We start from the raw sequence: 21,016 nt of genomic DNA on the forward strand, positions 1-21,016 counted from the left end.
CGAGAGCCCCTTTGGTAGCGGGCTCTCGCTTCTAATTTAAATCCTTGCCGCCAGTATCTCACATAACGCCCCGTACAGCGAAGGTTCCAGTTCCAGCGAAACAAGCGATGCAAGTGCCCCCGTAGGAGTCGTCATTTCCTGCACCAGCCGGTAAATTTGTTCTTTCAATTGAAAGTGAATCTGCGCACGATTCAGCAGGGTGAATACCTCCACTTCGACCGCATTGACGGCAATCCGGGCATTAGCAATCGTTACGTTTAGGGCTTCAATTACCGATAGCTTCGGAGTGATAACTGTAAGGGTATGCGATGTTACATCATAACTAGTTTCGGTTGCGATTTCCACACCTCCAACACACACCTTAACCAAAGTATCAACGAAGCCAACGAATGTTAATCTCCAGGTCCGCCGCTTTGGCACAACAGTTGTATTGCCACGGGCAGGAAGAATCTTAAAGATTGCCGTTTCTCCCCATTCCAGACTTATTTCGGTATGGCACCATTGATCGTCTTGGTCTTCTTCCGTGTCTCCTCCATCCTCCCAGAGCTGAAAGCTACCGTTCGCTCCGGCAAACACGCGGATCTCCAGCTGTTCAGGATTGGCCACCGAAGCTGTATATTCCGTCAGGTCTGTCATAGGAATGATGGCTCCTGCCTTCGCAAGCACAGGAATACTCTCCAGATTTCGATAAAGGGAAAGCTTTCTGCCACCGTCGTACACTCTTCCGGTAAAGAAATCGATCCATAACCCCGCGGGTAACCATGCCTTGAATTCCGCGACGCCCGTCTTGGGGTTAACAGGCTGTGTGATCGGACAAGTGATCAGCTCCGTGCCAAAATAATATTCGTTTGGAACTTCGTAAGCTTCATTCTGTTCCGCGTGATGGTAATACATGGGCCGGACCAACGGAAGACTTTCGCGGCTGGCGTAGCGGTTCATCGTATACAGGTATGGAAGCAAGCGGTGCCTTAGGCGCAAACAATCCTTCATCACTTCTTCGGCAATCTTATTGAACCGCCACGGTTCCTTACTGTTGAAAGGACTTGCCGAGCTGTGCAGGCGCAAAATGGGTGAGAATACGCCAAACTGCACCCAACGCAGCGCCAGCTCGTCGTCTAAATAACCCAGCATATGACCGCCGATATCATGGCTCCACCAGCCATAACCCGCGTTCGCAGCGTTGGCCGTGAAATAAGGCTGGAAGTCGAGCGATTCCCAAGTGACAATGGTGTCTCCCGAGAACCCTACGGGATAACGGTGACTGCCTAGACCTGCGTATCGCGAGAAGGTGAGCCGCCGATTCCCTCGCCGTCCGCTGTCCAAGTAGTGATAGTGATTAAGCATCCAGAGCGGATCAAGTCCCGGAGTTTTGGTAACTCCGCCCTGCTGCCAGTCGATCCACCAGAAATCCACTCCCTCTTCCTCCAGCGGATGATGCAGAAATTTAAAATAGGCCTGCAAAAATTTCGGATCAGTAATGTCGAATTCGACAACATCGCCTTTGGCCGGGTCCAGTTCCATCTCGGCTGCAATCGCCAGGTAAGGCTCTTCGAACGCACGTACCCCGTCGGCTGGATGGACGTTGAGGGTAACGCGCAGCCCTTTGTCATGCAGCCAGGCTAGAAAGCCCTGCGGGTTAGGGAACAATTCCTTATTCCATGTGTAACCCGTCCAGCCGCTGCCATACTGCGGATCTATATCGACAAGATGCCAGTCCATATCCATGACAGCGACGGAAAATGGAATTTGCTCCTGCTCAAACCGCTCCATCAGCACTTTATATTCTTGTTCAGAGTACCGGTAATACCGGCTCCACCAGTTGCCGAGCGCATAGCGGGGCAGCAGTGGCGTGCGTCCACACAATTGATAGAAATCTTTCAGGCAGTTCAAGTATTCGTGGCCGTAGCCGAAAAAATACAGATCCAAGCCTTCCTGCGCCCGTGGCTCGACTCGTCCATCCTCCTCCAAGAGAAGCGAGCGGCTGTCATCAACCACTGTATAGCCGGAACGCGACAGGAGTCCATGCTCCAAAGGGATGGCTCCATCTGCATTATCCAACGTACGCGCCGTACCGCCCAGATCATGGCCTGTATCGCCATAATTCCAGACACTCATTAAATGTCCCGAGTCATTTCTCACCCGTACACTAAGACCGTGGCGAGAGAACGGCTGTAGGTTATAGATCAGATGCAGACGATCTGTAATCAATTCAAGTCCATTCCCATGGTCGATTAGCTGGAACTTCGGAAGCGGAAAATGGCGGTTCAGCACAGTCTGTGTCGCCCGGTCTTCGAAGATGCCCTGTTCGCTGTATTCCATCCGGATTAGCTCCGGGGTTAGTATTGTGAACCGATAGTGATCTCCCTGAATAACCGCCTCCGAATTAGCGTAGGGTTCAGAAGAGAATTTCAGATGATTCGGCATTGGCTTTAACTCATGAATCAATGTTTCCATCGATAAACCTCTTTTCTGGTTGAGAGAGCGCAAGATGATTATTCCTTCACTGCGCCGATCATGACCCCTTGATTAAAGTACTTTTGCACAAATGGATAGACGCACATGATAGGAATGGTAGCCACGATAATAACGGAATACCGCATCATATTAGCCAGACGCAGGGCGATTTGTGCGGCTTCGCCTGTTCCCATGCCAGACTGCATCTGATTGGTGATCAAAATATTGCGCAGGATTAATTGTAAAGGATACATGTTGGGATTCTTTAAATAGATCAAGGCATTAAAATACGAATTCCAGTAACCGACGGCAATCCATAATCCCAGCACTGCGATAATAGCTTTCGACAGCGGCAGAACTACCTTCACAAAGTATCGAAGGTTGCTGCAGCCATCGATTTGCGCCGCTTCCCACAAGTCTCCGGGAATACTCGTTTGAAAAAAAGTCCGGGCCACAATGATATTAAAAACCCCCACAGAGAAGGGCAGCACCATAACCAGAAAGGTATCGTACATATGAAAATCACGGATCGTTAGGAAGGTGGGAATCAGTCCGCCGTTAAAAAACATCGTAAAGATGAAGAACAGCGAAAAATACTTGCGTCCCACCAGATCCTTTCTTGACAGCGCATAGGCTGCCGAAATATTTACAACTAAGCCGATAGCGGTGCCCACCACTGTGTACAGGATGGTATTCCGGTAGCCGATCCAAATATTCTCATGCCGCAGCAGCTCTTTGTAGCCGTCGAGGGTGAAACCTTTTGGAAAGAACCATACCTGACCCCCCGCCACCGCGGAAGGATCACTGAACGAAGCGATGATGATAAAATATAGCGGATACATCAGAATCACCAGGAAAATCGCTGCAAATACGTACATTAGAAACTCTATAACCGAATCCGATGAACGGTTATTCTTCATTTTCCCCACATTCTCATTAACCACAGGTTGCAATACTCCCATTATGTTTACTCCCTCCTACCACAGACTGTTTTCGCTGAGTTTTTTAGAGATCTGGTTGACCATAATTAATAAAATAAAGTTAATCACAGTATTGAACAAGTTGATGGCCGATGAGAAACTGTATTGGCTGCTGAGCAGCCCCATTTTGTATACATAAGTAGAAAGGATCTCACTTGAAGTACTGTTCAGATCATTCTGCATCAGATACACCTTCTCAAATCCAACCCCTAGCAGCCCTCCGACTCGCAGAATAAGCAGTGTAATCGCTGTTGGCATCAGCATAGGAATATCGATATAACGAATCTTGTGCAAGCGACTGGCTCCATCCACGGTAGCGGCCTCGTACAAGCTGGGATCAACCGCAGAGAGCGCAGCGATAAAAATTATACTATCCCAGCCTACATGCTGCCACACATCCGACCAGACATACACGCTGCTGAACAGACTGGAAGAACCCATGAGATCCGGTGCTTCTTTTCCCAATAGACTGTACAAATTGCCGACCAAGCCGGTGCTTGGGGACAATAAGATCATCATCAAACCCACCATAACTACCGTTGAGATAAAATGTGGCATATACGATACGGTCTGAAAAAAACGTCTAAACCGGTTGGGTCTCATCTGATTGACCGTCAATGCCAAGGCTATTGGAATAGGAAATGTAATCAAGCTATAAATGCTGATGATCAGCGTGTTCTTAATAGTTGATGAAAATTGATAGGAATGAAAGAACTTCTCAAAATACTTGAAGCCTGCCCATGGGCTGTCGCCGATTCCTAACGCCGGGCTGTAATTCTTGAAGGCAATGAGCACCCCATACATCGGTTTGTATGCGAATAATAACGTAAGTACTACAGCGGGAAATAGCAAAACATACAGTCCCATATTTTGTTTAATCTGTCCGAGAGTCCGCCCTAGCTGACCGGATTTCATGAAATCCCCTCCTAAAAAGTGTGTGACTGGCTTCGTAAGTAATACAAATGCCGTCCAGCAAAGACCTAGGTGCGGGACGGCATTTGTGAAGATCAATAGACGGTCTTATTAGGTCATTTCAATAATGATAGGTTGGGATGTGCTGAGCAATTTACCTTGTGTGACTCTAACCTCTCTGCCATCAATCAGATTTGTATACACACCATCAGGAAGGTCTGCTTCCACTTTTGCCGACTTTCCTCTCAGGCTGAATACTCCGACCAACCTTTGTGCTCCCCAGGTGTGAGTTCCCACAATGATGTCATTCTCATCCAACGCTCTTAAAGTGCAGATACTCTGAGCCATGATTTCTTTTTGCTTGATAAGATACAGTGCTTTAAAGAGCCACGATAAGTCCTTGCCTGTATTCCAGTTGACTGTATTCTTGTCGAATAGATCGGGACAGATCTCATTTTCCAGCTCCTGTCCGGCGTAGATCAAAGGCATACCTTTTTGAAAATACATAAACGCGGTCCAGTTGATCAGGTCATTCTCGTTCGGAAAAAGTTCTTTGGCGCGCGGCCGGTCATGATTCTCCAGAAAGCGCAGCTTAACATAATTATCCGGATAGATATATTCCTGTGCGTTGATCTTATCCACATAGCCGCTTAGTGAGTTGTCGCCAGCCAAGTATCCCGTGAAATAGGGATAGGTATCATAATCGTAGCAGACATCAAACGCCTGCAGGATTTCAGCGTCAGATAGGCTGACCATCCCTCTTGAGCGAAGACTCAGCGTAAATGCTGGTTCTATAGATTCACTGAGCCATAGGCAGTCAGAATTAACTGCAGCAACCTCTTCACGAGCGCGTTGCCAGAAGTCTAATGACAGGAGCGGCGCCACATCGCAGCGAAAGCCGTCTACGATCTCTGCCCACATCTTCAGCGTTTCTATTTGATAATCCCATAGATCGGCATTATCATAATCCAGATCAACAATGTCACCCCAGTCGCCTACCCGGTTCCCCAGTTTGCCTTCAGATGTCTTGTAGAAATATTCGGGATGATTCTCTACCAGCCAGGAATCGGGTGAAGTGTGATTATAGACCACGTCGATAATGCACTTCATTCCATGACTGTGTATCGCCTCTACCAGACTTTTGAAGTCCTCCAGAGTCCCAAGCTCTGGGTTAATTTCACGGTAGTTTTGGTTGGCATAAGGGCTACCGAGCTCGCCTTTGCGGGCCTTGCTGCCGATCGGATGAATGGGCAGCAGCCAGATGATATCTACGCCCAAATTCCGAATGCGCTCCAGATCATCTTCTATCGCCTTGAACGTTCCTTCTTCGCTATGATTGCGAACATAAATGGAATAGATAACATTGTTCCGCAGTGTTTTACTCGTTAACTTTGCCACGACTACTCTCCTCCGCATCCTTCATGCCTACATGGCTAACATGGATGATTCCCGCTCGATAAGCTGATGCGCAATAATGAAGCGGTTCTTATACTGATTTTCATGCTCCGGATGCTGAATACGCTGGATTAATACCTGAGAGGCCATTGCGCCCAAATCATAGATTCTGGTGTCGATGCTGCTGATCGGCGGCACGGATAGCTCCGCCAGTGGAATATTGTTGAAGCTGACGATTGCCAAATCATCAGGTACCTTGTATTTTAGCTGTTTCAGTACGCGAATTACGCTGAACGTGACCATATCATCCACAGCTACGAGCGCTGTCGGCCGGTTCGGAAGATTCATGAAATCAGATATGGAACCATAGCCGCTGTCCTGCAAGGACTCTCCTTCCACAATCCATTCGGGATACCATTCAAGACCGTGATCCAGGAGAGCATTGCGATAGCCTTCCAGCCGATCGCGCGAAACGATCAGGTCTTGAGGACCGCTGACAAAGCCGATTCGTTCATGACCCATGGTGATTAAATGGCTCGTAGCATCGTAGGCTGCCATGGAATGGTTAGTATCAACCGACAATATCCCATCATATTTATCGCTGCGTCCTACCAACACAAACGGATAACTGTTCGTATTCAGGTATTCAATAACAGCATCGTCATAGTGGGAAGAGAGCACGATCATACCATCGACGCGTCGTCCTTTCAGAAGCTGGGAGACTACCTCCAGTTCCTCTTGCTCAGTGGCCCCCGAGCTAATGAGAATATCGAAGCCCAAGCGGCTTGCCCCTGCGACAATTCCACGAATCAATTCCATAAAGAATAGATTGGAGAACAGCTCCTCAGCCGGTCCTGGCAAAAGAACACAAATACTGTTGGTTGTCTTGGAGACCAGGCTCTTCGCTATAATATTAGGCGTATATCCCAATTCCTTCATGATTCGCTTGACCTTACAGGAGATTTCCTCCCTGACATTGAGATGGCCCGACAATACCCGGGAGACCGTGGAGATGGAAACTCCCGCTCTCCGGGCCACTTTTTTCATGGTAACCGTCATAGAAATCTTATTTCACACTCATATAACGACCGTAAGCATCCGTACGAATCTTAACCAGTTGTTCAAGACCCATTTCGTTCAGTTTCTTCACATAAGCATCCCAGCCCTCATCAATAGCACCTTTAGTGATGAACTGAGCGCGCATAGTATTCACATAACTGTCGATGTCTGTAGTCAAGGTCGGCAGCTCCTGGAATTCTTCCGAGGTGTACATAACGTTAGGGAACGGTGTGGTTACATATTCATTGCCCAGCTTATCCAGCTGCAGCTTCAATCCGTCGCCACTGCTAGGGTTCAGCACGATACTTTTCTCAAAGGACGGGCTTACATATTTAGGTCCAAAATCCCGCAGCGACTGATCCCAGTACCAAGCATCTGCGCTGGTTCCGGTTGGAGGGTCCATCAGCGTATACGTATTGTCGTCGTTCTTCTTGATAACGGTTCCGATGGCGCCCCAGAAATTCTGGATACTTCCTTCATTGGTATAGAACTGATCCGCCCAGCGTGCAGCGATCTCAGGTGTTTTGCAGGAAGAGGTGATGAGCAACTCATTACGAGCAAGATTCATACCAATTGGATTTCCGATAGTGTAACGTTTGCCATCCGGTCCGGCAATCGGTGGAATGGTCACATACTGATCGCTCCATTTGCCAAAGACTGCGTCTGGCGTCCATTGGTACGAGAAGCCGACAATGGGAGCATCCGGATTCTGGAACTTAGCCGATACCATCGTGGCATCTTGCGTGAACAGTTCTTTGTCGAGCAGTCCTTCGGAATATAATTTATTTTCCCATTTGAGTCCTGCTTTGAACTCGTCCGAAATTGGGTAGTATACCGCTTTGTCGTCCTTGACCAGCATGTTGTTGTTGTTCAGGTCAGTGATCCCGAAGGGGCTAATGATATCATTGCTGACTTCGATATATGGAATCTCATCCTGTTTGCCGTTGCCGTTCGGATCTTGCTCTTTAAAAGCCTTTAACACATTGTAAAGATCATCAATCGTGTCCGGAACCTTCAAGCCTAATTTATCGAGCCAGGTTTTGTTAATCACAGGCTGACGCGAGCTTTTTGGACGCGACGGCAATCTTGTAGGCAGCGAGTATATTTTCCCGTCAGGGAAGGTGCTGATTTTTTTCATTTCCGGTGTTTCTTCCATAGCAGCCTTAAGGTTAGGCATATATTGGTCAATATAATCATCCATTGGGCGGAAATAAGTTAGATTGTTAACGATATCGGAATCAGTGAAGGTTTGATCCCCTATAACGACATCCGGCAACGTGCCGCTGGCCAGTAGAATGGATTTCTGTTCTGCCCAATCGTTAGAGGACATGACCTGCCATTCAATTTTGACATTCGAATTCTTCTCAAGATCTTTAAGCCACTGGTTCTGGGTAAAAGTGTCCCCCATGCTTCCCCAACGAACGGTCAGCACCTTCAGTGTTACAGGCTCATTAACTATCGGCAGCCCTTCTTTATTGAAAGCATCCGTTGTAGTTGCGGCAGTGTTATTCTCCTTGTTGTTTCCGCTGCATCCGGCAATTCCCACTACCATTGCAGATGCCAGGAGAAGTGTAAGCCACTTCTTGGCCGGTATTTCCTTGCTGTGTTTACCCATTTCATAATCCCCCATTTCATTTATACAACATCTCTAACATCCCTAATGATAGCTTCTTCCTTCTCTGTATTCCGGACACTTTAGAGTCGTTATTCGGACCTCTGCATCCGTTTACATCATATTGGAGCGTAAGCTTCATCCCAGGCCGGAAATTAATGACGGTATTCAGACTTTTAGTTGCTGTTTCCGGACTTTGCGTCCTATTCGCAGCAATTTCGCATGTATTTTTCACGAAGAGGTTTTATAATGACTTTGTTACCTATACTATCGCCTTCATCTCTATGAAGCTCAGGAAAGGACGCGGCCGCTCAAGTGCGTATGGCAAAATTAACTACAAAAAACAAACCGTATCCGATCCGTCATTATGTAAGAATCATGATTCTCGTTTCATTTATAGTACTTGTTCTAGACTTGGTCATCAGCATAACCTCCATCTCTATCGTGAAACAGCAGTCCACGCGCTATTTGCAGGACACAGCCAATTTGTACATCAACCGCATCAATCATGATTTTTCCTACATTAATCACTATATGGGCTGGACGCTTGCGAACGATGAAAGCTTAAATATGATGAATGCCTACGACACCAACAGCAGCGAGTTCTTAAAATCGAATGAAAACCTGCACAAACGATTCACGGAGCTGCAAAAGAATTACGGGCAGGAATATAACTTTTTCTTCTATTTGAAGAACCAGTCTTTTTTTCTGAATTGCGCACCTATCAGCGTTTCCTACACCGACTACCGGGAGCTCAAAAAGCAGATCAGCTCCTATATCGAAAATAAAGATGTGTATGAGAAGTTTTACTCCAAATGGACGCCTATTCTGGTCAATGGAAATTACTATATCATCAACATCGTCCCTTACTACAACCGCTATTTAATCGGACTCATCTCTGCAGATAACCTGATCCGCCCTCTGCGTCAAATTAATCTGGGTGCCAATGGTTACGCATCCTTAGTGGACGAGAAAGGAGCTAACATCTCCAATCTGATCTCGAACAGCGGCCAACTACTGCAGAAGGATACAGGTATCGCAAACCTTGTTAAGTCTCGGACAACGATCATCAGCGGATTCTCCAACACGACCTTCAGCGCCAAGATGGTCATTAAATTCGGAGCGTTCGAGAACATCATGATTGCCCAGCTATTGATTATGCTATTGTTCTTCATCGTGACCTCCACTTTATGCGCCGTTATGCTGTTCTTCAATCGCAGAGTGCTCGGCCCTATTCAGAACTTCTCGGACAATCTGACCCACATTAATGAAGATGGGCAACCGGCTGATTTCAAAAGCAGTAAAATTATCGAGTTGGAGCAAGCGAATGCGCAGTTTAAAGATCTGGTGGAACAGATCAAAACCTTCAAAATTGCTATATACGAGCAGGAGCTGGAAAAGCAGAGAATTCAGCTTGATTATATGAAGCAGCAGATCAAACCCCATTTTTTCCTGAATTGTCTGACCAGCATCTACAGCATGGCCCAAATTCAAATGTATAAGGAAATCGAGAATATGGCTATGTCGACCTCCAAATATTTTCGCTATATCTTTCAGAACGGTGAGAACTTTGTCCGGCTGGAGGATGAACTCGATCATGTACGCATCTATCTCGAAATTCAGAAGAATCGGTACCGGGATGCCTTTATTTATCAAATCGAGCAGGATGAACTTACGAAGGATGTGAAGATCCCACCGCTCGTACTGCAAACTTTTATCGAAAATTCAATAAAGTATGCGATTTCAAGAGATCAGGAAGTGCAGATTCTACTTACAGTCAAACACCAACAGATTGAGGAAGAAGCTATGACCGTTATTCTTATTTCTGACAGCGGACCCGGCTTTCTACCCAGTGTTCTGGAGAAGCTTACGCAGGGACAGCCTCTGGATCAAATTAACGGCACGCAAATCGGGATTATGAATACGCTTAAACGACTGGAATACCTTTATCTCAAAAAAGCGAAGGTCAGCTTCTCTAATCTAGAAGGTGGCGGCGCTTGTGTCATCTTAACTCTTCCTGAGCTTTCCAGTACCTCAATATGAATGGAGGGCCTCTTATGAATGTATTACTTGTTGATGATGACTACTATGTTATAGCAGCCTTAGAAAAGAAAATAGACTGGAAATCACTAAACATCGAATCCGTTTATACGGCTAACAATGTTGCCCAAGCACGTGAAATTCTGGAAACCCAGTCTGTGCAGATTGTGATTTCCGATATTGAAATGCCACAAGGAAGCGGCCTGGAGCTTCTCGCCTGGATTCGGGAGAACAATTACAATATTCAAACCATATTCCTGACCAATTATGCTGATTTCAACTATGCGCAGAAAGCCATTGAACTGCAGAGCTTTGAGTATTTTCTCAAGCCCATCGAATTTGACAAGTTAATGCTGATCATTCAAAAAGCGATCGTACGGGCCAAGGAGCAGCAAAATAACGAGAAAGCCATTCAGGAAGGTTACTTCTGGCAACGGAATCAAGCGAAGAATCTGGAGCACTTCTGGCGTAAGGTAGTCAGTGGCAGTACTACATCCCCAATTAAATCAGCCGCGATAACCTATGCTATTGAAGAACAAAATCTGGCCTATCAAATGAACGATACCTTTCAGTCATTGTTGTTCAATGTGTTCCCCCACAATGGCAGCATGGGCAAAGAGGAAAAAGGACTTTTTGATTTTGCCCTGCTTAATGTATTGTACGAATTGCTTCAGAATCCTTGTTTCTCCATCGAGAGCATTCTCGAATATAAAGATTATAACTGGATAGTCATCTTACAATGGAACGAGACACCAGATTCGCAAGTGCTTGAAGGACTCTGTGCTTCCTTTATTCAAAAGGCAAATCCCTATTTAAAATGCGACGTTTGCTGCAATATCGGCTTATCCGGCAAACTGAACGATATTGGAAATCTATTCAAACAATTAATCAAGATGGATGAAGAGATTACAAAAAGCCGGAATCAAACCTTTTGGGTGGAGACTTACCTCCGTCAAAATAAAACAGCTTACCTTCCACCAGATCTGGTGCTTTTGGAAGAGCTGCTTAACCAAAATAAACTTGCTACTTTTCTTGAGGAAGCCACCCACTATTTAAAAGGAATGCTGATTAATCGAACGCTTGATACGTCCGTCCTTAGCTTGTTCCGCTTGGATATTGTACAGCTGGTGTATTCTTTTCTCAAAATGAAGGGCATCCAGGTACATAAATTGTACACCGGCACAACCAATGACCAATTATTATTACATTCCTTGACTTCTATTGAGGATATGGAGGAATACCTTAACTACTTGATCCATACCGCAATGAAATACCGCGACTTCGCGGCACAACCCAAGTCCATTGCCGAAGAAATCAAACAATATATTCACACGCATTATGGGGATGATCTGACACGGAACGGTCTGGCGGAAATTGTCTATCTCAATCCTGACTATCTAGCCAGACTATTCAAGAAAGAAACGGGTATTTCTTTAGGCAGCTATGTCATACAAGTGCGAATCGCGGCTGCAAAAAACTTATTGGAAACCACTCATCTGTCTGTATATACCATTGCGAATAAAGTAGGTTATACCAACTACTCCTATTTTTCGAAGCTATTCAAACAGGAGGTTGGCCTCCCTCCTAATGAATATAAGAAGGAACAACAAGCTCATCCTGTAATTATGTAAGAATTTCATCTGTTTACTAGGATGGCCCCTAGTTTTTCGAGCAATTTATCTGTAGAAACTCCGTAGGAACTCGGAGCAACGCTCCGCGGGGACCTTTCTAAAATCGTCGTCAAATATAGCAAAAAGAAACCTCTCCTTGGAGAAATGGAAGTTCGACCAACCATTTCAAAGGAGAGGTTTCTTTTGTACATTCAATATACCAAGGACCCACTTTGCCAACCAATGGATTATCTTTGCCGCAGCGTATCCCGGCGGCATTGGACAGCTATCACCCTAAAATGCTAACTAAAGCCATGCCGTTAATTTTGGATTACTTGATGTATTCAGGTTCAAGTTGCTTGACTTTATGCGCCAACGCAGCGGAGGGTCGGAGGGATTCTGGAGAAACGATAGTGTTCGCCTTTAAAGACCGATTTCAACCTATAATCCCTATACAATAAAGAAATCGGGCTTTAACAGCGATCGCAAGAACCCTCCGTACCCGTAGCCGCTTCATTGACCCACTAAGGCTGCCTCAAAAACGTAACTACTCGCTTTTGAAACAGCCTTATTCGCTGCGATTATTTCTTCAAGTGATACGGCACCGTAGTAATAATCACATTTCGACGGTAAAGCAAATGTGTGCGAAGCAGAAGACTGGATTGGTTATGCAGGATGTTGTGCCAGCCTTTTTTGGGAATGAATTGCGGAACTATAACCGATACCTGGTAATTCGATTCACTCGCCTTATGCTGCACCGTATCTATAAATTTAGTCAGCGGGTGCAGGATGCTACGATAGGGCGAATACAGTGAAACCAGTCGAATATCAGGCTGCCAGTTCTTCCATTTTGCTTCAAACGCCAATTCATCTTCTCTTTCAAAAGGGACGTGAACGGCAATAATCTGATAAGCATTAAGGGATTTGGCATATTTCAACGAGTTCTCCACTACATGCGTGATTCCGGCTACAGGAACAATGATGATGTTTCCCTCAATCGGAAAGGACGGTTCACAGCTGGAAATTCTCAACTGATCTGCAACCGATTCATAATGCTTTCTAATGCGGTGAAAGAGCAGCAGAATCAGCGGGATAAAGATCAAAACTGGCCAGACCTGCACAAATTTAGTCAAAAAGAACATCATCATAACTATAAAGCTAATGACAGCGCCGGTTGTGTTGATAATAAACTTTGTAACCCATCCTTCAGGTCTTTGGCGAAACCATCTTACCATCATGCCTGTCTGGGAGAGGGTGAATGGAATAAATACGCCAATAGCATAAAGGGGGATCAGATGCTCGGTCCGGCCCTTAAACGCTATAATCAGGAGAATAGACAAGAGTCCAAGTATCCCAATCCCGTTGGAATAACCTAGCCGGTCTCCGCGAGCTGTGAACATTCTAGGAATAAACTTATCCTTGGCCAGATTAACGGCAAGCAAAGGAAATGCAGAATAACCCGTGTTGGCAGCCAGAATTAATATCAATGCGGTTGTTCCTTGAATGACGTAATACATGAACCCTCGCCCAAATATCTGTTCAGCAATATCTGAGACTACGGTAACTTCCTCGCGAGGTCTAATCCCATAGTAATAGGCTAAGAATACAATCCCTGAAAATAATACAGCCAGCAGGCTTCCCATCGCCACTAACGTCTTCGCTGCATTACTAGGAGCAGGGGACTTAAAGTTGGGAATCGCATTGGAAATGGCTTCAACCCCTGTTAAAGCGGAACTCCCAGAGGAGAATGCTTTGAGGAGCAGGAATAAGCTGATTCCGGCTACCGGAGTACCCAGGGGGGTGTGTAATGTAGGTGATACATGACCAGTTAAGATGTTGAATACACCTACGCCAATTAAAATGAATATGGAGAGAACAAACAAATACACCGGATAGGCCAAGAATGAAGCAGACTCCGTTACTCCCCTTAAGTTCAAAGTCGTAATCAGCAGTACAAATAGGATAGCAATAATTACATTGTAGGCATGTAAGCTTGGAAAAGCCGATGTTATCGCATCCGTACCCGCAGACACACTTACTGCCACGGTTAAGATATAATCCACCAGCAGTGAGCCACCGGCAATTAGCCCAGGATATAACCCCAAGTTTTCCTTTGAAACGATATAAGCCCCACCACCATGAGGATAGGCAAAAATAATTTGTCTGTACGACAGAATAAGTGCTAGCAGCAATATTAGTACCCCGATAGCAATAGGTATCGAATACCAAAAGGCAGCGGCACTTATTGTAACCAAGACTATCAGTATTTGCTCAGGGCCATAGGCTACCGAAGATAAGGCATCTGATGAGAGAATGGCTAATGCTTTGGTTTTGTTTAGCTTCTGGTCGCCAAGTTGATCTGATTTCAACGGACGGCCAATTAACAATCTTTTTAAAGAAGACACCATTAGTTCACCCTCGACTTTTTTATTCTTATATTACCCATGAAATGGAACAATAATCTCTATGATACTACACCCATTATGTACCGATATCAAAAAATAAAATAGAAGCAAGTAGAAACGGCTTCGCCGTCCTTTTATGTACGGTACCCGCAGACAGAAAAAAGACCATTCTTCTGTAAAATCGCTGGTAACCAAGCGACTCCTAGAGAGGAACGGTCTCCTAATTTCGATCCTAAATACTTTTACAAAGGTGGCCGTTTGAACCCGCCTGTTGCAGTCTGAAAGGCATGTGCCACACGGTAATGCTATAACACAGGTTTCTAAATCGCCGTCGTGATTATACAGTTATCATAATGGATACAGCGCTTTTAGACTCTATGCGGAACGTTACAAGCTCGGCTTCCTGTAAATTCACAGCAATATTCTCGGCTTCTTCACCATCGTTGAACAGGACTAACGCGATCGTATGGTCTGTATTTCTAAAAGCAACCGAACGAATGAACTCATTGCTTGAAGTCGAATCCACACGCAAGGCCCCAGGACGGATGAACTTGCTGAAATGCGCCAGCGCATAGTAGTCCAGTGTATACGTAAGTTCCTTCGTTTGCTGGTTGATCTGTACAATTCCGCGGCATGTGCTCTTGCCAAAGCCTGGTACTGTAGGCCCGTTATGTTCATCTAACGCCATATTCCATAACACAAAGGATTTACTATGATTTCTAAGAATTTCAATCCCTGTTCGAATTACATTGGAGAAGGCCTGTTCAAATGGAGGAATCCATTCTCCGCCCGAGCCCTCAGTAAAATGCACTTCTTTATCAGCAAAAGCTTGCTTAACCACTGATTGTGCAGAAGCGTCTCCGCCGTACCAGTGCCAGGCAATACCGTCTACCTCTTCTTCGGCATGCTCCAGCACCGTCAGTGGATAATCAGGCCGGTCCCAGTTGTGATCGTAACAAAGAATCTTAGTATCAATATTATGCTTAATGAAATTCGGCTTCAAATAATTTTTAATGAAATCGCTTTGGGCCTCAGCCAGCATTAACATGCTAGGATAATGGTGCGGTTCAAAAAGTGGTTCATTCTGCGGGGTTACAGCATATGTAGGCAACCCACTCTTGGCAAACGCTTGAATGTATCGCACAAAATAATCGGCATACACCTGAAAATATTCTTTTTTCAATTCACCGGCAATCATGGACCCACTGGTCTTCATCCATCCCGGTGCACTCCAAGGTGAGGCCATCAGCTTAAGTTCAGGATTTAATTTCAGGGCCTGCTGTAATAAAGGAATAATATCAACTTCATCATGGGCAATCGTAAACCGGGTTAATTCTGTATCGGTTTCCTGTTCCGGCAGATCATCATAGCTATAAATATCTCTGGCATAATCCGAAGCCCCCATTGGATTTCTTACTACAGATAAGCCAATTCCAGCTTGCGGATCAAACAGCTTGCTCATTAATTCCGCTTTCTGTTCAGAATCAAGCACTTGGTTAATAAGATAGGCCGCTGAATCCGTAAAAGAAGCTCCAAAGCCATCCATTTCCTGATAGGTTCGATTTACATCAATCGTTACAGCAGCTATTACCGTATCTGTTGTCACAGGTGTTAACTGTTGCAGGGATTGTTCTACAAACAATTCACTTTCTCCCTTGGATAGATAAATGATTATTTCCGGCACGTTGTTTCCCTCCGTATTTGTATATTCAAGCATGTTTATTTAATGCCTAACTTTTCTTTGTTCAGCTTCATCTTTTCAGTGCGGATCTTCACGATCTTATCCCAGTTGTTTTTATCCAAAAAGGTTTTGTAATCGGCTAAGGTGCTATCAAAACTTCCATCATCCTTGGACCGAATCATACTAACTAAGGCTGTATTCCAACGGGTGTTGATGGCCGTTAAAGACCGTGCTTCCGGAGTACCTTGGTCAGGATTAATGTTCTCTAGAATGAAGTGAGGTTTCAGCTTTCCTTTTCCCCATTCCTGCATTTGTTTAATAGATTCCGGGAATGCGTCCTCACTCAAAGCTTTATCACGGTCATGTCCGAAGAACATAAATTCCCCCATCCGGTAATCCTTTTTAAATTTATCGGCGTTATTTTTTTGAAGGTCCTTCATCGCTGGCAACAATTCTATCTTGCCGTTATCTTTGACCTGATAGGTTTCACCTTCAATACCATAATTCATCAACTTTTGTCCTTCATCACTTAACAAATAGGTAAATACCTGAATGGCTTTGGCTGGGTCCTTACATTGTTTGGTGATATAGCTAATCATCCAGCCCGTGATACCGGACTGATTCAGTGTCGGTTTATTGCCGATTGTGCTCTGAAGTCCATCAATAGCAATATATTCCTTGCCGGGATTTGCACTCATGAAGATTTGCAGGTTTCCTCCCTGTTGAGGCGTTCCATCGAGCAGCATGGTCGCATATTTGCCTGATTTCACTTTTTCTTCAAAAGCCGTACCATCATCTGCAAAGCTGTCATCGCTGATAGCTCCTTCTCTATAGGCTGCATTTAACGTTTTTAGCCAAGTCAAATAATCCTCGTCTAAATTACGATCATAAAAGCCTGCCTCTTTCGTTTCCAACGGCACGCCGATAAAATCCTGCAGAACATCACCCAAAGACCCGGTGCCTGTACCGATAGAGTTAAATCCAAAAGGAATCATGTCGGGAAACTGGCTTTTGATTTTCTCCATTACGCTTTTGAACTCTTCCGGTGTTCCGATGACCGGACTTCCCAAAGCTTCATACACATCTTTACGAATAACAAATGCTGTTTTCGCCGGAATGTTACCGCTATCATAATCTGCTTGGGTATTGGAATAGTTAGGATAACCATAGGTCTTGCCGTCTGCTAGCTTGAACCAGTTCAGCGTATCTGCCGCTGCAACTTTATTGAAATAAGGATCATATTTCTCAGCAAGATCATTTAAAGGCAGTGCCCAGGTAGCCGCTTTGGATACCACCGGAGAATTCGAATCAAATATAGTCAACAAATCCGGCATATCGCCACCAGCAAAAAAGGTATTTAATTTCGTGTCGTCTCCTGTAATGAATTTGATATTGATGTTCAAATCCTCTTTAATCTTCTTGGTTACAACATCCTTACCAAAATCCGTATTCCACCAATCCGCATTCACGTACCAGGTGAGGTCTGTAACTCCCTCTTTTTTGTCCAGCGTCCAAGCCGGTTTTTCTGCATCTACAGTATAGCGGTCATCAACAGACTTCAAGTCTGTCTTACTTGAGCTTGAATTGCCACCTGAGCCGCAGCCCGAAACAATCAACGTCACAGCCATCAGCGCAGTAAACAATTTAAGTCCTTTTTTCCCAAGTGCTTTATTCATCTAATATTTCCTCCTAAATTTGTGAGTATAGGCTTAGTTTTGTGGAAAATCCCGTTTCTTCGCGTGCCCTCCCTTCTTCTCTACTCTTTCACCGCCCCCATCATCATGCCGGAAATAAAGTACCTTTGAAGAACTGGATACATCGCAACAATCGGCAAAGTCGTTATAACAATTGTTGCTAGTTGAACCCCTTTAGTGGTGGTTTCGATCACTGCCGATCCCCCGATATTTTGCATCGATTGCGTTTGCGACTGCACGATAATTTCATACAGCTTCATCTGCAGCGGGTAGAGGGCTTGATTGGTGATATATAATTTCGTTGTCATAAAGTCATTCCATTGTCCAACCCCATTAAATAAGGCAATAGTAGCCATGGCAGGCATGGAAAGAGGGACGAAGATCTTTAGAAAAATACGCCAATCACCAGCGCCGTCTATTTTGGCTGACTCTTCAAGTGAATCCGGTACATTTCTGAAGAAATTCATTAAAATTACGACATCGTAATAGCTGAATAACGCCGGAATAATATAGACCCAAAAGCTATTTAAGAGACCTAGTGATTTGATCAATAAATAGGTTGGGATCATACCGCCGGAGAAGAACATGGTGATAACACCCATCGCAACATATAGCTTGCGGCCCCGTATGTACCTTTTGCTCAGACCATATCCGACCATGGCGCAGAAAAACACATGCGTAATGACGCCAACAAAAGTTTTGGACATGGAAACGAAAAAGGACTGCCAAATACTATTGTCACTGAACACAGCGCGGTAATTTTCCAACGAAAACTCTTTGGACCAAAATATAAACCCGCCTTCTGCCAGGGCTTTGCCTGAGCTAAGGGACGATATAATCACATTCCATAAGGGAACAACAATAATGACCGTAACGGCAAACAGCAAAATGATATTTAAGGTATCAAAGATTCGACTATCGAGATCTCCTTTAGCCACCTTTCGATTCACGACAAATGCCTCCTTCTATAGCACTGATTGATTATCATTTAATTTACTGGATATTTTATTGGCGGTTACCAGCAAAATGACGGAAACAACGGAGACCCCTAACCCAACGGCGGTAGCATAAGAAAAGTCACCTTGTGTCATCCCCATACGATATACATAAGAATTAATGACTTCTGCTTTCTCCCGATTCTGGGAGTTCATCAAGACCAAGGTTTGATCCAGATTCGATCCTAATAAACCGCTTACAGTGAGGATCAGATTTAAGCTGATGATCGTCTTCATATTGGGCAGGGTAATATTCCAAATTTGTCTAAGCCTGCCGGCCCCGTCTATCTTTGCGGCTTCATAATATGTAGGATCAATTTTGGACATGATGGCTAAATACAGAATGGTTCCCCAGCCTGCTTCTTTCCAGATATCAGACAACGTAGCAATCCACCAATATTTTCCCGGGTCCAAGAGAATATTGGACGGCTTCGAAATCACTCCCAAATTAAGCAGCAGCTCGTTAAACAACCCTGAGGTCGAGAACCAAGTAATCAGCATGCCTCCCAATACGATCCAAGACAAAAAGTGCGGCAGATACGAGATGGTTTGCACAATTTTTTTGAATCGTCCCAGGTGTAATTCGTAAATCATAATCGCCATGATAATCGGAATGACAAACCCAATGCCTAATTTCAAAAAACTGATTCCCAAGGTATTCATTACAGCGTCCCAGAAATATTCGTCAGACAAAATAATTTTGAAATTATCCAAGCCCACCCACGGCGCGGAAGCCAGCGTATCAATCACAGTGTAATTTTTAAAGGCAATCGTCAATCCGTAAATAGGTACAAAACAAAAGATAACCATAAAAATAATGCCCGGTATGACCATGGATTGAAGCTCCCATTGTCTCTTATAATCAATTACAAATTCTTTGATCCTTTGCCCCATGGGTTTTTTCCCAGATAACTGCGTTACAGTTGATGGTACTACGGCTAATTTATCCACGTTCTTCTCCCCTCCAAATCATCGTGCTAGAATAAAAACGTTTTTATTTTTGAACATAAAGGACCTCCTAGACTAGGATTATAAAAAATCGGATCTAAAATGACCATAACTACTCTTTATTTATGATCATTCCGATCGATCTTTAGATGCGTTGAACCTCGTACGATAAGTTCTCCTACCAACTTTTGAACTACACCTTGTTCTTTCTTCTGAATCATGCGAACCAGATGATCAATGGCCAGAATACCTTGTCTGGCGATTTGATTTCTCACAGTAGTTAAAGGCGGCGTAAAATAAGGAGCAATATCAATATCATCAAAACTCATCACACTAATATCAAGCGGAACTTCATAGCCATGCGTCTTCAAAGCTTGGATACAACCAATCGCACTCAAGTCATTTCCGGCTAAAAAAGCATCAGGCAGCTTGTCAGGATGCAAGTGAAGAAAGGATTTCACAGCATTATAAGTACCCTCTTCCTCAAAATACCCCTGCAGAATATATTCTTCATTCGTCGGAAGCTGATAATGATTCAAGGCAGCCAGATATCCCTCTTTCCGTTGAACACTGTCAAACATCGTATCCACGCCGGAAATATAGACGATTTTCTTGTGCCCGAGACCTATTAAATATTTGGTTGCTTCGTAACCGGCTTCATAGGAATCAAAAATAACGCTTCCCATGGTTTCGTTCTGAAGGACCCGATCCAGAAATACGGCCTTGATCTTGTCTTTCTTCATCGCGTTAATGTCTTTCTCGTCTATCTTCAGCTCTTCGTATATAATTACGCCATCCACACGCCGGCCAAGGATATTGCTCATAACGACATGTTTATCTTTTGTCACAAATACATTCAGACCGTAACCAAAGCGGTCACACTCACGAGCCATAGATTCAACCAGCTTATAGAAATAAGGCCCCGATACACTGGTAGTAAAAAAGCCCAGCATATTGGTTTTCCCGGTCTTTAACAGCTTGCCGTTCAGGTTGGGAACATAATTTAAGCGTTGTGCAACCTTGAGCACATGTGACTTGGTCACCGGATTCAATACATCTACGTCATTCAACGCGTTGGAAACTGTAGAGATGGAGACTCCAGCCTCTCTGGCAACGTCTCTAATGGTTATCTTCCCCATATACATTTATCCTTTGCTATAAAAACGTTTTTATAGTTTATAAAATAGCATAAAAACGTTTTCAATACAATAGCTTTTTTGAAATTACAATC

General features: G+C 44.6%; 14 protein-coding genes. 2 read left to right on the forward strand and 12 right to left on the reverse strand.

Translation table 11 applies throughout. From position 1 onward, the window contains the following. Positions 1-36: 36 nt before the first annotated feature. The 6 genes from GJB61_RS11595 to GJB61_RS11620 form a co-directional block, all read right to left on the reverse strand. Complete coding sequence (locus GJB61_RS11595) at positions 37-2,454, reverse strand: glycoside hydrolase family 31 protein (RefSeq protein ID WP_229521601.1); 2,418 nt, start codon at positions 2,452-2,454, stop codon at positions 37-39. Between the two features lie 38 nt (positions 2,455-2,492). Continuing rightward, positions 2,493-3,416, reverse strand: a complete 924-nt coding sequence (locus tag GJB61_RS11600; protein WP_154118654.1) for a carbohydrate ABC transporter permease — start codon at positions 3,414-3,416, stop codon at positions 2,493-2,495. A gap of 15 nt (positions 3,417-3,431) precedes the next feature. Further along, complete coding sequence (locus GJB61_RS11605) at positions 3,432-4,349, reverse strand: ABC transporter permease (RefSeq protein ID WP_154118655.1); 918 nt, start codon at positions 4,347-4,349, stop codon at positions 3,432-3,434. Positions 4,350-4,457: 108 nt separating this feature from the next. Continuing rightward, positions 4,458-5,744, reverse strand: a complete 1,287-nt coding sequence (locus tag GJB61_RS11610) for an alpha-amylase family glycosyl hydrolase (RefSeq protein WP_338115761.1) — start codon at positions 5,742-5,744, stop codon at positions 4,458-4,460. A gap of 27 nt (positions 5,745-5,771) precedes the next feature. Further along, a complete protein-coding gene (locus GJB61_RS11615; protein WP_154118657.1) occupies positions 5,772-6,800 on the reverse strand; it encodes a LacI family DNA-binding transcriptional regulator in 1,029 nt (342 codons plus the stop codon). Positions 6,801-6,807: 7 nt separating this feature from the next. Further along, positions 6,808-8,415, reverse strand: coding sequence for an extracellular solute-binding protein (locus tag GJB61_RS11620; protein WP_154118658.1), 1,608 nt, complete (start codon positions 8,413-8,415; stop codon positions 6,808-6,810). Positions 8,416-8,733: 318 nt separating this feature from the next. Here GJB61_RS11620 and GJB61_RS11625 point away from each other — a divergent pair, with 318 nt between their 5' ends. Both GJB61_RS11625 and GJB61_RS11630 read left to right on the forward strand, forming a co-directional pair. Next, positions 8,734-10,455, forward strand: a complete 1,722-nt coding sequence (locus tag GJB61_RS11625; RefSeq protein WP_154118865.1) for a cache domain-containing sensor histidine kinase — start codon at positions 8,734-8,736, stop codon at positions 10,453-10,455. A gap of 14 nt (positions 10,456-10,469) precedes the next feature. Beyond that, positions 10,470-12,083: a response regulator transcription factor gene (locus GJB61_RS11630; RefSeq protein WP_154118659.1), complete on the forward strand. Its 1,614-nt coding sequence runs from the start codon at positions 10,470-10,472 to the stop codon at positions 12,081-12,083. A gap of 560 nt (positions 12,084-12,643) precedes the next feature. Here GJB61_RS11630 and GJB61_RS11635 read toward each other — a convergent pair. From GJB61_RS11635 to GJB61_RS11660, 6 genes are all read right to left on the reverse strand, one after another. Continuing rightward, the gene (locus GJB61_RS11635) at positions 12,644-14,470 is read right to left on the reverse strand and encodes an APC family permease (RefSeq protein WP_154118660.1); all 1,827 of its coding nucleotides are present in this window, start codon (positions 14,468-14,470) and stop codon (positions 12,644-12,646) included. Positions 14,471-14,804: 334 nt separating this feature from the next. Beyond that, complete coding sequence (locus GJB61_RS11640; RefSeq protein WP_338115762.1) at positions 14,805-16,151, reverse strand: glycoside hydrolase family 30 protein; 1,347 nt, start codon at positions 16,149-16,151, stop codon at positions 14,805-14,807. Between the two features lie 35 nt (positions 16,152-16,186). Further along, positions 16,187-17,824 (reverse strand): type 2 periplasmic-binding domain-containing protein, encoded by a 1,638-nt coding sequence (locus GJB61_RS11645; RefSeq protein ID WP_154118662.1) that lies wholly within the window; start codon positions 17,822-17,824, stop codon positions 16,187-16,189. Between the two features lie 80 nt (positions 17,825-17,904). After that, positions 17,905-18,792 (reverse strand): carbohydrate ABC transporter permease, encoded by an 888-nt coding sequence (locus GJB61_RS11650; RefSeq protein WP_338115763.1) that lies wholly within the window; start codon positions 18,790-18,792, stop codon positions 17,905-17,907. 15 nt (positions 18,793-18,807) lie between these two features. After that, positions 18,808-19,788, reverse strand: coding sequence for an ABC transporter permease (locus tag GJB61_RS11655; protein WP_420819742.1), 981 nt, complete (start codon positions 19,786-19,788; stop codon positions 18,808-18,810). A 116-nt stretch (positions 19,789-19,904) separates the two neighbouring features. Then, on the reverse strand, positions 19,905-20,924 hold the full coding sequence (locus GJB61_RS11660) for a LacI family DNA-binding transcriptional regulator (protein WP_154118663.1): 1,020 nt from the start codon (positions 20,922-20,924) through the stop codon (positions 19,905-19,907). Positions 20,925-21,016: the final 92 nt, after the last annotated feature.

The organism is Paenibacillus monticola (genome assembly GCF_009664975.1).
In the GTDB taxonomy this organism is placed as follows: Bacteria; Bacillota; Bacilli; order Paenibacillales; family Paenibacillaceae; genus Paenibacillus_AQ; species Paenibacillus_AQ monticola.